12 protein-coding genes and 1 tRNA gene are annotated in these 14,222 nt (G+C 57.6%); 8 read left to right on the forward strand and 5 right to left on the reverse strand.

The annotated features are described in order from the left end of the window. The first annotated feature begins 59 nt into the window (after window positions 1-59). The 5 genes from HOLFODRAFT_RS0206110 to HOLFODRAFT_RS0206120 all read left to right on the forward strand — a co-directional run bounded on the left by HOLFODRAFT_RS0206110 (window position 60) and on the right by HOLFODRAFT_RS0206120 (window position 6,316). Window positions 60-1,289 (forward strand): hypothetical protein, encoded by a 1,230-nt coding sequence (locus tag HOLFODRAFT_RS0206110; RefSeq protein WP_026939091.1) that lies wholly within the window; start codon window positions 60-62, stop codon window positions 1,287-1,289. Window positions 1,290-1,425: 136 nt separating this feature from the next. After that, window positions 1,426-2,064 carry a hypothetical protein gene (locus HOLFODRAFT_RS24395; RefSeq protein ID WP_148300373.1) on the forward strand — a complete coding sequence of 213 codons (639 nt, stop codon included), beginning with the start codon at window positions 1,426-1,428 and terminating at the stop codon, window positions 2,062-2,064. A 1,288-nt stretch (window positions 2,065-3,352) separates the two neighbouring features. Beyond that, a complete protein-coding gene (locus HOLFODRAFT_RS0206115) occupies window positions 3,353-4,585 on the forward strand; it encodes a hypothetical protein (protein ID WP_005036621.1) in 1,233 nt (410 codons plus the stop codon). 233 nt (window positions 4,586-4,818) lie between these two features. Continuing rightward, on the forward strand, window positions 4,819-5,112 hold the full coding sequence (locus tag HOLFODRAFT_RS25245) for a DapH/DapD/GlmU-related protein (RefSeq protein ID WP_244432653.1): 294 nt from the start codon (window positions 4,819-4,821) through the stop codon (window positions 5,110-5,112). Between the two features lie 328 nt (window positions 5,113-5,440). Further along, complete coding sequence (locus HOLFODRAFT_RS0206120) at window positions 5,441-6,316, forward strand: class I SAM-dependent methyltransferase (protein ID WP_005036620.1); 876 nt, start codon at window positions 5,441-5,443, stop codon at window positions 6,314-6,316. Between the two features lie 13 nt (window positions 6,317-6,329). Here the strand turns inward: HOLFODRAFT_RS0206120 and HOLFODRAFT_RS0206125 are convergent, their stop codons facing one another. Further along, window positions 6,330-7,316 (reverse strand): MraY family glycosyltransferase, encoded by a 987-nt coding sequence (locus HOLFODRAFT_RS0206125; protein ID WP_005036619.1) that lies wholly within the window; start codon window positions 7,314-7,316, stop codon window positions 6,330-6,332. A gap of 343 nt (window positions 7,317-7,659) precedes the next feature. Here HOLFODRAFT_RS0206125 and glmS point away from each other — a divergent pair, with 343 nt between their 5' ends. Then, window positions 7,660-9,492 (forward strand): glutamine--fructose-6-phosphate transaminase (isomerizing), encoded by a 1,833-nt coding sequence (gene glmS / locus HOLFODRAFT_RS0206130; protein ID WP_005036618.1) that lies wholly within the window; start codon window positions 7,660-7,662, stop codon window positions 9,490-9,492. Window positions 9,493-9,817: 325 nt separating this feature from the next. Then, a complete protein-coding gene (locus HOLFODRAFT_RS0206135) occupies window positions 9,818-10,210 on the forward strand; it encodes a GxxExxY protein (protein ID WP_005036617.1) in 393 nt (130 codons plus the stop codon). Window positions 10,211-10,215: 5 nt separating this feature from the next. On the opposite strand, the gene galE is transcribed toward HOLFODRAFT_RS0206135, so the two are convergent. Further along, window positions 10,216-11,238, reverse strand: a complete 1,023-nt coding sequence (galE, locus tag HOLFODRAFT_RS0206140; protein ID WP_005036616.1) for a UDP-glucose 4-epimerase GalE — start codon at window positions 11,236-11,238, stop codon at window positions 10,216-10,218. 156 nt (window positions 11,239-11,394) lie between these two features. On the opposite strand from galE, the gene HOLFODRAFT_RS0206145 reads away from it, so the two are divergent. Beyond that, a tRNA-Val gene (locus HOLFODRAFT_RS0206145) sits at window positions 11,395-11,469 on the forward strand. Between the two features lie 188 nt (window positions 11,470-11,657). Here HOLFODRAFT_RS0206145 and HOLFODRAFT_RS0206150 read toward each other — a convergent pair. From HOLFODRAFT_RS0206150 to HOLFODRAFT_RS0206160, 3 genes are read right to left on the reverse strand one after another with little or no spacing between them, the layout of a single operon-like run. After that, window positions 11,658-12,209: a chalcone isomerase family protein gene (locus tag HOLFODRAFT_RS0206150; protein WP_005036615.1), complete on the reverse strand. Its 552-nt coding sequence runs from the start codon at window positions 12,207-12,209 to the stop codon at window positions 11,658-11,660. Between the two features lie 31 nt (window positions 12,210-12,240). Then, on the reverse strand, window positions 12,241-12,768 hold the full coding sequence (locus HOLFODRAFT_RS19720) for a TetR/AcrR family transcriptional regulator (RefSeq protein WP_158412922.1): 528 nt from the start codon (window positions 12,766-12,768) through the stop codon (window positions 12,241-12,243). 54 nt (window positions 12,769-12,822) lie between these two features. After that, window positions 12,823-14,220, reverse strand: coding sequence for an efflux transporter outer membrane subunit (locus tag HOLFODRAFT_RS0206160; RefSeq protein ID WP_005036613.1), 1,398 nt, complete (start codon window positions 14,218-14,220; stop codon window positions 12,823-12,825). Window positions 14,221-14,222 lie beyond the last annotated feature (2 nt).

Consider the following 14,222-nt stretch of genomic DNA (forward strand, 5'->3'; position numbering starts at 1 on the left):
TGGAACATCGACGGGTTCACACATTCCTGCTGGTAGTCGCGCTCCCCTTGGCAGTCGTCATGCCTGAGCGTTTCTTTCATGTCGGTGGCATCTTTCTTCGGTGGGATTACCTGCTCCTTCTGCCTGCGGCTTTTATTTGGTTGTATTCCTGCACTTTCAAAATCGGACAAACGGAATTCCGATACAATTTGAGCAGGATGGAGTCCTTGCTCATATTCCTGATCGCAATGTTTGGGATCATGGCACTGTTAAGGATCCCTTCGAACTATCCTGACTTCGGAGAAGCCGTCAAATATGCCATTTGGCCATGGAAAATGCTTATTTGGGCAATGCTCATAAGAGAGCTGGTCGTTCGAACCCTTGATTGGGACAGGGACTTACTCAGGTCATTATTGACCTTGACATTTCTTATTTTCTTTATTCAGGTTATGGAACTAACAAATTCGTCCTTTCGGAGTCTCCTGCTGGACCTGTACCCCATGAGCGCGCCCGATCGCATTCAAGAACTTTCCTATCGGGCGCGGGCCATTTTCAGCGGCTATGACGTGACATCTATGTTTTTTTGCGGAATGGCCATCATCTTCTACCACGCCCTCCAGCGCGACTGCCGGATCAATCCAAACGTCCTTCGTCTAGCAATTGTATTTAGCGCCATCGGCGCATTTTTAGCGGCGCGGACAGGCTTTTTGTTATTGGGATTCTACCTGTTTTTGAAGCTGATCTGCCGACTGGGCCACACAAAGAAACTCTTGCTTGTAATCACCCTGGTAGTAACGGGAAGTGTCGCCCACTTTCTCCCAGATGATGTGTGGAGAGAGGGATCTTTAATGGGGCGATATTTCGAGGTCTTGAAGATATTCAAACGAGGTAATCCAATGGACGTACAATCGTTCTATGGCACTGTTTACATGAACCTGTCGGTCTTCTTTCTGAATCCTTGGGAGCCATGGTTAGGAGCAGGCTTGGATATTAAGACGACAGCAGACCAACTCTACGCCAAATACCTCTTTATGTTTGGATCGATTGGTCTCGCATTCTGGAGCTTAATCCATGGATTGATGACGTGGGTTTGTGCACGCGCTTCCCAGGATCAGCGCTGGCCTACAGCCACACGAACGTATGCTCACAGCCTTTATCACATCTCAATGCTCACATTTATTGCTCACCTAAAGGGAGGTAACTATTTCTTTGCCCATCGCTTGGGCGATTACTGGTTTTTACTACTATTTGTTGTAATTTCCATGCGACATCTGCCTTTGCACCATGAGGTGGCTGATGCAGATACATAGGCTCCCCCCCCCCCCGAATTCCCTAGCAATTCTTCGCATCCTTGAAGATGAAGATGGCTTGCTCGCACACATGGGAGTCGAAGTCGGTTCTCTATCTACGTTCTACTCAATGGACCGTCCTGGGCTCGGAGAAATCTTGAGCCTTGCGGTCACGGATTCAAAGGAAGACGGAGAGGACTACATTCATGCCCAGGTTCGGCTAAAGGATGCGTATTTTAATGTGTTTGAAGGTTTTTCTATTCACCAAGCAACAGGTTCACGCCGATTGAGAGTGCAGGTAACACAGCCTTCTTACCTCATGGATTCAGTAATTCGCTTTGTCTTCCCTCTGCTACGAGTCAAAAGCGTTTCTATTGGGGGGAGGGTGATTCCCTGGCAAAAGCGTAACCATTACCACCAGTATTTGGCGGAGGATTCACTGGTTTGTTTGACTAATGGCAGTCGAATCATTTTTCGACCAAAAGCAGTTCGCACCCCAAAAGGTATGGCCCTGTTTGTCTATTTCCGGGATGAGCCAGATGCATGGGTTTTCCATATCCGAATGCTGGCTATTCAACCTACCAACACGGTCGTACGAGGCTGCAACAGTTGGTTCAATGCACCCTTTTCACCTTTTTTCCAAAAGATCGCCCGAGCAATCCCAGGATTTCTAGATCGAACACTCTATGTGAGAGAGCGAGTCAGTCAGCGGATTCCTTTTCAAACTAATGGGGGCATCCTGATGCTTCCAAAACAATGGCTTGAATTCAGCGTCGAATGGGAGATTGAAGAATGAACCCAACCTTTGATGGTTTCTATGCTGAATCCTACCGCCTCCTGACTATGGTCAAAGGCGCACCTGAAGCAAGACTAGATAAATCACTAGCTCAGTATCTATACGAGGTTCACGCCCGTAATCCACCAGGAGAGGGCCACTGGGAGTTCCTTTCGACCGCCCTGGTGGACACATTTACCCCCACTCTCGGCAAACCCTTGGAACCGAATCTCAGACGTTTGCTCCGGCATGCGTCCCCCCACCTCGGCCAAAGCCACCACACGACCAACTGGCGCCTGATGCAACGAATTGCGGCCTGTGCCCTAGATCAGCGCCCTTTGACAGAACGGGACCTTGAGGAAATTCGGCTCACCCAAGCCTCGGATGGACTGCTTTGGGACACACACGAAGATCGCAGCACGCAATATCATGCCTACCTTTTGCTTTTAATTCTTCGTTTCGCAGAGCCTACGCCAAGTTTGCAATCCAGAGTGCAGGCGTCTTTTGATTGGCTTGCGAATACCTGCACCATGTTCGGAGATCCTTCACCCTTGGGCCGCGGACGTTTCCAATCATTCGGTTATGCCTCCATGGCAGCCGCTATCCAGTATTCCAAACCATGGGAGGTCCAATTGGACCGGGGCTGGACTGCCCAAGTCATTCGCAGATTGCCACCAGAACAACCAAATGGCTCGCTTGCTTCAGATTGGACAGGACCCCATCGAACGGCCCTGCTGCATGGGTACAACACGTCTCAAGATTACCGGGCCTTTGGCGAGTTCTGGCTCAAGGGATTCACCGGGTTTACTGGTATGTGCAACAGGGAGCAAGGCCTCTGGTGGCACCCCCTAGATTTTGCAGGGCACGGATTGATCGCCGATTCTAGAGGCGTTCAGGCAGCCCTACTACCGCCCAGAACCCCAGTGGCAATGCCTGACACATTTGGACTTCGGGAGGGGCTCACATTACTCCGCAGTGTCATTCAAACAATGCCAAGGCGCATGTTGACTCAACACCCCACTCGCTACCGACAGGAAAACCCATCAACAATTACCCCAGGATTCAAGCATTCATGCGGATCCTCCACGCTGCAATACGATGGCAATACTTTCCGATTTTCGATGGAAGTTTTGCCATCGAGTGGCACACATGTTCTATTCTCTCCCACCCTGTGGCTTAGGGCAGAACATGGTTTTGACTCTTGGGAAACCACAGGATCCCTGGAAACCGAATCACTCATGTGGTCACGCCCAGGTCTCGCGTCCTGGGTTGGTCGTGGGGCTCGCATTGTTCGGAAAGGGTGCCTTGAATGTCACTTCACCACTACCTCAGGAAATTAGTCAACGGGCCAGTCGTTTGGCGATATTTGGACGCTTTTGCTCCGCGCATCTTCGGCTTGATCTTCCACTCATTCATCCTTCACCGCTTCGGTGGGCCTGGGTATGCATTGCCAGCCTGGATCTTCGGCATTTTTAATCTAATTCTTGGGCCTATTCCCGACCCTCATGGATTCATTCTGGTTCGAGGACATGGAGACCGGGCACGAAGGCTATTGTCGCTGGCCACGCCATACCTCCTGGCGAAGACGCTCCTGGCAGTGATCGTGACCGTTCTATGCGTGCCATTCCTGGTGAGCTCTAGCCTAATTGAAGCACAGGCTGGCAATCTTATACTTCTGACCCTCGGGGCGACGATCTATTCAGCAACGGAAGCCCTGTGGGGAGTCTTAGGCACAGTCTCTTTGGCCCTTGGGAATGTGCGCCGGGTGGCGATCGCTGCTGTAGGAACAAGGCTATTGGGTTTAGGTATTTTGTTGGTATTGGATCAGCTGCCCCAAATTTCCGTTTCCTTCTACATTTTGGGCTACACACTCCCCCTAATGCTCTCATGCATACTATTTTTTCCCTTCCAACTCAACATATCTCGGATTATACTTTTCGCAAACTACGCAATAAGACGTTATGGCCTCTGGTCACAGGGGATATCTTTAACAACAATGGCTCTCGCGCAGTTAGCACCTATTTCCATGGGGATGTTTGATGGTGTTTCAGCTCAACAAGTAGGTCAAATCGCCTACATCAATCGCCTGTTACTGGCCGCACTAGTCCCCCTCCAGGTTCTACAATCAGTTGTAATTCATGGCTACTCACGAGGGGAGGGTGCCGTCTCGACCCATTATCGCAAGATCTTCAAATTTAGCGGAGTCGCGCTGTTCGGTTTTGGTGGTTACCAGATTTGGCACTTCTCAGTCACAGGCAGAATCGAGCCCAGAGCGGCCTTGGCTACTACCCTGATCCTATTGGGCGTCGCCATATCCTGCTGGTTCCGCTTCGAAATTTCGGTAATTCTAGCCTCCACCCGCATTCGCGAGTTGCTCGTAAGGGGTTATTTACCAGTTCTTGCGGGTGCAGTCATCTTGACTTACCCAGCCGGAAAGTTTTTCGGGGTCGTAGGGCTAGGTGCCTTGACCCTAGCAGCTTGGTGCGGGATATCCATAAGCTGGATGTGGATATCCACACAACCACAGAGGAGGCCCTCGTGATGGCTTACTGGCTACTCTTCCGCGCATCGTTAACCCACTGGAAGGAGCGGTGTCAACAGTTTCAATTCAAGGCGCAGTGGCTGCAATCCCGAGTTACCATTTTACCTGGGTGCCACATCACATCACCCAAGAAGGTGAGCTTTGGAAGTGACGTGTTGATTTCCAATGGCTGCTTTCTGCAAGGGCATGGCGTGATTTCCTTTGGTAGCCAAGTCATGGTAGGACCACAAGCAATGTTCTTAACCATCAATCACGACGCCGAAACCCGCAAAAGCATTGCTGCTCCAATCCACATAGGCTCCAAAGTCTGGATCGGGGCGAGAGCCGTCATCTTGCCAGGTGTCTCCGTTGGCGATGGTTCTATCGTAGCCGCAGGAGCAGTGGTCACCCAGGATGTCCCGCCGAATACCCTAGTGGCAGGAACCCCAGCACGTATCATTCGCTCCGAGATCAGATCAGATCCGACTTCATGCCTGTATTTCGAGGGCCCAGCTTGGCTTGGACAATTCCGACATTGCAGCAGATAATTTTATCCACAGATTCACCCAGTCAAACTATGCAAATTCAATTTCGAGCAGATCAAAAGACCAGCCCAAATACCGCAAATATACACCTTTGGAATCTTATGTTCAAATGCACTAAATTTGTGCGCGACGACAATTACAACTGTGCAGCACATTCAGAGATTGACGTCGCCCAACTTCCAATAAATCTAGGAATCGGCCTGCTGCCAACACCTAAAAAGCCACCCAAGCCCCCGCACCCCAACCACGCAGACAGGACAGACGCATCTAATTTGGGGCATAACATGCGCAAAGCAGGGGGTTCTAGAAACGCCGTTATAGAGTCTCGATCATGAACAGCCAGAACATTCTCGAGCGAAATGATGCCGCAATCGAGAAATGGAACAATCCCCCCAAGCTCTCACCACAGATGAACTGGGTAGACCGCCTCAAGCTCTGGCATGACACCAAGCGGTTCTTCTTCGTGCGGGAACTGGAGCGACTGCAGGCTGATATGGACAAATCCAGTCTGAACGTGCTGGATTTCGGTTCTGGCCACGGTGGAGTCACCATAGATGTGGCCACAGTTATGGGAAGCAGGATCAGGATGCATGGCTACGACGTGAGCCCCAAAGCCGTCGAAATTGCTCACCGCGCTGCCGAGTGCCATCAGGCCAGCGTGAGCTTCATCGCCGACCCTTCCTGCGACATGGAAGCAGTTCTCCGGGAGATTCCACTGGACGCCATCATCTCATGCGATGTTTTTGGGCACGTGCCCTCGGTACCAGAAACATTCAGGACATTGCGCAAGCTACTCCCCCCAGGCGGACGGCTGATCGCGTTTTCGGAAACAGTCACTGGCCAAGCGCTTACGATCCCAACCTATCTCGCCCGGAAAGGATTCAGGATGGACGATTCCGAAGAGGAACACATCAGCCTGCACTCCGTACACGAGCTTAAGGAATTTCTAGAACAGTCTGGCTTCGTCAAGGTGCGTCTTTACCCTTATGATCCGATCCGGTTCCCATTCTACCCAAAACGCTATACCGCCAAACTGCGCCAGATCAACAAGCCGTTGTATTTGCTTGCTTCAGTTTTAACCATATTCCAAAACCGGCTTACAGAGGTAATATTCAACCAAATCAACCTCTGGCTAGCCAAACGTGTAAAGCTCCACGACACAGCAGGCTGCCTTCTGGTGGCTGAAGTGCCTCAATCTGGGAGGTAAACCACTCGTCAACCTACCTCATTGATGCGTTATTAACACGCGGACCAAAAGTCCCTTGTAACCTAGCGCCCGAACCAGATCGCCGAGCAAGAATGACTACGAAGCAAATAAATAGAGACACTCCAAGCCGCCGCATCTCCAAATCATCACCGTACCCGAGTTCCAGTAATATTCGAAGCCCAAAGGCAATCAAGAGAAGACTTGGAGTTGCCATCCAAGAACACCCCCCAAGGAGGTCTGTCATCCTATGATGCAAATGCCCCCGATCCCCCACCCCCAGCGGCCTCCTGCTCCGCCATCGTGAGAACACCACCAGACTCACGTCCACCATCGGGTAGATGAACAGCACGAAGAACCCGTTGGGATTCTGGGGCAGCCTTGCCTTGACGGTGAGGATGGCCAGGAGGGTGCCCAGGAGCAGGGCCCCACAATCCCCCAGGAAGAGCCTGGCCCTGGGGTAGTTGAAGAGGAGGAGCGCCCCGAGGGAGATCAGCAGGATGCCGGGCGCCCCCAGGAACCAGAGGACGAGCAGGCTGAAGCCGATCACTAGGCCGTTGATGCCATCCATGAGGTTGATGGCCTGGGGCAGGAACCAGAACCAGAGAAGCAAGAGGGGGAAGGTGGTGTAGACGGCGTTGGGCAGGCCCATGCCGAAGAGGGGGTAGGTGCCGCCGAGCTGCAGCAGGGCCACGCCGTGGGTAAGGGCCAGCATGGCGGCGGCAGCGAGGCCGATCACCCCCTTGGTCCGGGCCCGGAAACCGAAGCGGTCATCAAGAAGCCCCACCAGGGCCATGGCATGGAGGGCGAGCCAGTCCCAAAGGGAAAGGCCCAGATCCAGCTTCCCCAGGAGACTCAGGATCGAAAGGACACTCCAGAGGACCAGGCCCCCGCAGAGGGGCGTGGGGCGACCGTGCTGCTTGCGTCCCTGGGGATGGTCCAGCAGACCGAAGCGCCGGGAAAGACGAATGGCAAGAAGGGCGAGGATGGCTGTAAAAACCATGGATCCAGCCAGCCAAGCCATCGAATTTTCGCCATGAAACATACGCCACATCCCAACCAGAACGAACAACCCCTCGAGACAGTCGCAAAACGGTCTCACAAGTGTCCTCCCCGGAGCAGGGTCTGGCAAGGCGTTTTGCTTCCATAGGAGCCCGGGGGGGGCATATGCATTCAGCACACACCAATCGACATCCGGCGGCTTCTTGCGCCCATTGACCCCCACAAATGGAAACAAAAGACACCCCGCCTCGCCTGAGGTGTTTTCCACCCCATACCCCCGGGACCGCCAAAAGCCCTAAGCTGATCCTGGGGTCCATCCCTACTAACAATTACTAGGAGTTCCCATGTGCGGCATCGTCGGTTACATCGGCCATCAGGGCGCGTCCTCGATCCTGGTGGATGGGTTGCGGAGCCTGGAGTACCGGGGCTATGACAGCGCGGGAATCGCCCTGGCGCCTGGGGATGGCAGCTTCCGCATCACCCGGGCTTCGGGGAAGCTGGTGAACCTCCAGGCCCGTCTGGACTTCTCGGACCCGACGCCCGTGGGCATCGGGCACACGCGCTGGGCCACCCACGGGCGGCCCACGGAGGAGAACGCCCATCCCCATCGCAGTGCCGATGGCAAGGTGGTGGCGGTGCACAACGGGATCTTCGAGAACTACCTGGAGCTGCGTGAGGAACTGAGCAAGGCGGGCCACACCTTCGTCAGTGAGACGGACACCGAGTGCTTCCCCGTGCTGGTTTCCCACCTGATGAGCGAGGGCCGGGATTTCGCCATGGCCTTCCGGGAGGCCCTGGGGCGCGTCCGCGGCATCTACGCCCTGGCCTGCCTCCACGCCGATGACCCGAGCCGCATCCTGGTGGGCCGCAGCGGGCCGCCCCTCATCATCGGCATCGGCGAGGGGGAGAACTTCCTGGCCTCGGATGTGGTGCCCCTGCTCAAGTACACCCGCCGGGTGATCTACCTGGAGGACGGGGATCTCGCGGAGCTCCGGGCCGAGGGGGTGCGGATCTTCCGCCAGGATGGCAGCGAGGTGACCCGGGAGGTCCACACCATCCCCTACGATCCCGTCAGCGCGGAGAAGGGCCGATTCAAGCACTTCATGCAGAAGGAAATCTTCGAGCAGCCCCTGGCCATCTCCAACACCCTGCTCAACCGCCTGCCCATCGATGGCGAGACCCTGCCCCTGGAGCTGCCCTACACGGACGAGGAACTGCGGGGCTTCAAGCGGATCGTGATCCTGGCCTGCGGCACCAGCCGCCACGCTGGGCTGGTGGGGCAGTTCTACATCGAGCACATCGCCCGCCTCAGCACGGAGGTCGACTACGGCAGCGAGTATCGCTACCGGGAACCCGTGGTGGAGCCTGGGACGCTGGCCATCGGCATCACCCAGAGCGGCGAGACCGCCGACACCCTGGCGGCCCTGAAGGAGGCGGCGAGCCGCGGGGCCCGGACCCTGGCCATCTGCAATGTGCAGGGTTCCACCGCGACCCGCACCGCCGAGGCGGTCCTCCTGACCCACGCGGGGCCGGAAATCGGGGTGGCCTCCACCAAGGCCTTCACGACCCAGCTCGCGGTGCTGCTGCTCCTGGCGATCCGCCTGGGGGATGCCAGGGGCACGCTGGACCCGGCCCTGCGGGCGGAGTTGCTCCAGGGATTGCGGGAGCTCCCGGCTGTGATGGAGCGGGCGGTGAACCAGGAGAAGACGCTGATCAAGTGGGCCCATCGCTGGCAGGAGGCCCGGGATTTCCTCTACCTGGCCCGGGGTCCGCTCTACCCCATCGCCCTGGAGGGTGCGCTGAAGCTCAAGGAGATCAGCTATATCCACGCAGAGGGCTATCCGGCGGGAGAGATGAAGCACGGCCCCATCGCCCTCATCGACCAGCACCTGCCCATCGTGGCGGTCATGCCCAGGGATGAGCACCGGGAGAAGACGCTGTCGAACCTCCAGGAGGCGGCGGCCCGGGAGGGCCGGATCCTGGCCCTGGTGACGGAGGGGGATACGGGCCTGGCGGGTATCGCCGAGGACACGCTGGAGATGCCGGAGGTCCACCCCTGGCTGGCGCCCATCCTCTATTCCGTGCCGCTGCAGCTGCTGGCCTACCACATCGCCGTGCTGCGGGGATGCGACGTGGATCAGCCGCGAAACTTGGCCAAGAGTGTGACGGTGGAGTAGGAAAAGCAAAGAAAGTTGGCCGCGGATAAATTGGATAAACGCGGATGAAGACCGGCTCAACGTCGGCGCTCTGGCCTGGTTTCGGGAGGGTGTGGGAGCCAGGGCACGCAAGCGTGCCGGGGCCCCCACACCCTCCCGAAACGCGCCCGGCAAAGCCGGACGCCCCCGCTTTGCGGGGCGGCCAGAGCGCCGTGGCAGTGCCCAGAGGCGAACCTCAAATTCCTTATCTTTTATCCGCGTTCATCCAACTTATCCGCGGCTGATTCTGCTTTTGCTTTTTCAAGAAATCTATGATACACACATCAAGCTGACACGAGGAGCTGCGATGCCGATCCAGGATCCGCTGACTGAGGCCATCATTGGCGCTGCATTCAGAGTCTCCAACATCCTCGGTGCTGGTTTCCTCGAGAAGATCTATGAGAACGCCCTAGTCCATGAACTCAGCAAACAAGGGTTAACCGTTCTTCAGCAGCACGGCATCCAGGTCCGCTATGACGGTGTCGTGGTGGGAGCGTTCTTCGCGGATCTCCTCGTGGAGGGCCGCATCGTGGTGGAACTCAAGGCAGCCAAGGCCCTGGACGACACCCACGCAGCCCAATGCATCAACTACCTCAAAGCCACAGGACTGGACCTCTGCCTCCTCATCAACTTCGGAAAGCCCAGGATCGAATTCAAGCGAATTGTCCTGGGCCTGGCGGAGCCCGCAACTCCGGCGTGATGCGGTCAGATCTGGGCAACCGCTCCGCTCTGCTGCCAGTTCCAGCCGTCCCGGCACATGCAGTCCAGATCCAGGACCGCCCGCCAGCCCAGGAGCTCCTGGGCCCGGGTGGGGTCGGCGTAGCACTGGGCGATATCACCGGGGCGCCGGGGCCCGAAACGCCAGGGGATGGGGTGGCCCACGGTGCGCTCCAGGGCCTGGATCATCTCCAGGACCGAATAGCCCTTGCCTGTTCCCAGATTGATAGGCACCGCCCCCTGCAGCCCGTGAAGCGCCCCCAGGGCCGCCAGATGCCCCTTCGCGAGATCCACGACATGGAGGTAGTCCCGGACGCCGCTGCCGTCGGGAGTGGGGTAGTCCTGCCCGAAGACCTCCAGGAAGGGCCGCTGACCGGCTGCCACCTGGAGCAGATAAGGCATCAGGTTGTTGGGGATGCCCTGGGGATCCTCACCCAGGAGACCCGAAGGGTGGGCTCCCACCGGATTGAAGTAGCGCAGGAGTGCGATGCGCCACCCCGCTTCGCTGGCGGCCAGATCCCGGCAGAGATCCTCGACCATCAGCTTGGATCGACCGTAGGGATTGGTGGCGGAGAGCGGGAAGCTTTCGCGAATCGGCACTTCGGCCGGATCGCCGTAGACGGTGGCGGAACTGGAGAAGACCAGGTTGCGGCAGCCGAAGGCCTGCATGGTCTCCAGCAGCCCAATGGTTCCGCTGAGGTTGTTGCGGTAGTAGTCCAGGGGCAGGCGGGTGGACTCGCCCACGGCCTTGAGCCCCGCAAAGTGGATGACGGCCCCGATATCGTGCTTCCTGAAGACGGACTCAAGAGTCCCCTTGTCGCAGACATCCCCCTCCTGAAAGGTGAAGTCCCGCCCCGCGAGGGTGCGGATGCGTGGGAGAACCGAGGGTTTGGCGTTGCAGAAGTTGTCCAGGACCACGACCTCGCGCCCCGCCGCCAGCAGCTCGACCACCGTATGGCTCCCGATGAAGCCAGCACCGCCCGTGACCAGAATGGAACCCGTGATGTGCATCCAGACTCTCCGCCGCGAAAAGGATTAACCGTTAAACATCCACGCTACCACGCCGCCGCAGGAAGGTTGAGCCAAAAGCAGAACGGCCCGTGTCGGCCTTTTCCCGGCAATTAGGACTCGACAAGCGCGAGAAAGCTGGTAGCATGGAACTTCCGATGGCGCGTAGCTCAGGGGTAGAGCACCACCTTGACACGGTGGGGGTCGGTGGTTCGAGACCACTCGCGCCAACCAAAAAAGGACCTGGAGAAATCCAGGTCCTTTTTCTGGAGTTTGGACATTTTTAGAACGCCCGCCTAAATATATCCGTTACGTAGTGAACCTCCACACCCAGGCTTCCGGACTCAGCGGACAGGCGGAGGAAAAGCAGCCTCGTCACTCCTACGGTGACGGCGAGTAGATCGGACGGTTACACCCTCGGCTCATTTCCCGGTTCGCAGCTTCGAGACCAGGGCTTCCCCCAGGGCCGGTTGGTCCGATTGACCAAACCAGATGCTCCAGGTCGCCCGCATAAAGTCCTTGCCTTGCACGGTCGCAGTTCCGCAGCCCTGCAAAGAGATCGAGGTGGTCGCCCCCTGTGGTGTGTAGGCAACCGTGATCTGGTCGTCCTTCGCAAGATCCCTCGTGAGGGCGGCCAGAAACGTTTCGATCCTGGCTTGGTCTCGATAGCCGTTCAACGCGAAGGCATCCCGGAACATGCCCTTCATTCGGAGGACTCCGACATCGCGAAGCATCCTGATGGTGAACTGCTTGTCCTCCTCAAGGTCGATCATGGCGAACCGGGTGATCGCAGGAGGCCGCATCCGGACCCAATGGCTGATGGCGTAGGCCTGGACGTGGATAAGGGCGAGATTCTTCTCGCGAACCCCTTCGCCCGTGTGGATCCAACCCGGTCGCCCGATGACGGTTTGACCAGGAACCATGGAACCTGTCGCGAGCACTACAGCCATGGTTGTCCGAATTCCGATAGGCATGGGTGTTTGGCTCCTTGCTGGGGACAGATTCTTAGCCAGCGATGACGGTGCTCTTTGTGGCATCGGCCATATGGCTGAACAAGTAGTGCTGGATCACCGGACCGATCCGCCGGACAATCTCGTCCTTCGTCAGGGCCACCACAGATGGAATTCTCAGGATGTAGCGGGTCACGGCGAGGCCAACCATTTGGGTCGCGATGAGGCCCGACCGCAGGTCTGCCTCATCAACGGGAAGCAATTCCGCCAGCACTCGCTGGAGGCGCTTTTGCAGAATGCCTTGGAGGGCGTGCAGGGCACCGGGATGGGATACGGAGGCCCGCAGGAGCGCGATTAGCTTCTTGCCGGTGACCCTCCCCTCCATCTGACGCAAGTCGGGAACTTCGAAGCCCGAAAGTGTGGTCTCGAAAAAAAGGTTCTCCTTGTTCCCGAAGTAGTGAACGACCAGTGCTGGATCCACACCCGCGGATGCCCCGATCCCACGAATGGTGGTGCGCTCGAACCCCTGCTCGGAGAAGAGTATCCTTGCCGCTTCGAGGATGCGTTCAGGGGTGGGATTCATGGCCATTCAGATTCAGCCTTTCTAAATTGCGGAGTCGGTCTGATTGCGTGATGGTTACTGCCACGCGCCACCCAATGCCTTCTGAAGCGACACAAGCGCGGTAAGGCTTTGGGCGTGGGCCTGGATCTTCTGATCCTCCTGGTTGGCGTGGTTCAGGCGGGCTTCCAGAAGCGACATCTTGGAGATCTCGCCGGCCTTGACCTGAAGCTCGGCGAGCTTGACGGACTCGCGAGACAACCGCTCGGAATCCTCGAGCCGCAAGCGCCGGTCTTCACTCTTGGCGACGCGAGTGAGGGCCACCTCTGTATCAGCCACGGCCGTGAGCACGGACTTGCGGTAGGTTGCCGTGGCCGCATCGTAGGCGGCCTCATTGGCCCGAACCTTGTTCTTTAACTTGCCCCGGTTGAAGAGCGGAAGGCTGAGCTGGGGCCCTACGCTCCAGGCGGAACTGGCCGAACTGATCAAGGTCTCGGAGGAGATGGAAGTCCATCCACCCGAGCCCAGGATGGCGAAACGAGGATAGCGTTCAGCCTGGGCGACACCCACATCCGCGCACGCGGCTGCCATTTCGCGCTCGGCGGCCCGGACATCGGGGCGTCGCTGGAGGAGTTCGGAAGGCAGCCCGGTTGCCGGAGCCGCGGGAACGGGCATGAGCGGTGCGGTCTCACGAAGCTGGGCGTCCAGTTCCGGCAACTGAGTGGCCGTCAGGACCGACAATGCCGCCAGGCTCTGGTGTACGTTCACACTCAACCCCGCCAGAGCGGCCTGGGCCTGGTTCCGATTCGTCTCTGCCCTCTGTTGATCCTGGCTCGCGGCGTCCCCCGCGCTGACACGGAGCTTCGTGAGACGGACCAGTTCCTCGTAGTGCTTCACACTCTCTTCAGTCAGCACAAAGCGCTGCTGGCCCATCCGGTATTCGACATAGTTCCGGGTCACCTCCGACGCGAGCACCAGCCGAACGTCGCGCAGGCGTTCCTCCGAAGCCTGGGTTCTCGCCCTTGCACCTTCGGCCATGCGCCGCTGATGTCCAAAGAGATCAATCTCCCAGGAGGCATCAAAGCCCACCTGGTAGGTGGTGAACTCGGTTTTCAGGTTTTTCACGGGCAGGTTGGAGATCAGGCCACTGTTCTCGCTCATCTTGTCACGGGATACCTTCGCGCCCATGCCAATGTCAGGCCCGCCGGCTGCCTCCTGGATGCCCTGGCTCGCACGCGCCTGTCGCAGCCGGGCTTCGGCCGCCTTTAAGTCAGGGCTTTCAATGAAGGCGCGCTTGACCAACATCTGAAGCTGCGAATCCTTCCAGATTGAGCCCCATTCGCTGGCCGCGGCCGCCGTTCCTCCCGTGGAGGTGAACTGCTCCGGAACCGTCGGTCTCGGTGGCGTGTAGGTTGGGCCCACGGGGCGGCAGGCAACCAGAAGAAGCGGCAGGGGAAGTAGCAGGAGTTTGTTCATGG

The organism is Holophaga foetida DSM 6591, assembly GCF_000242615.2.
GTDB classification, from domain to species: domain Bacteria; phylum Acidobacteriota; class Holophagae; order Holophagales; family Holophagaceae; genus Holophaga; species Holophaga foetida.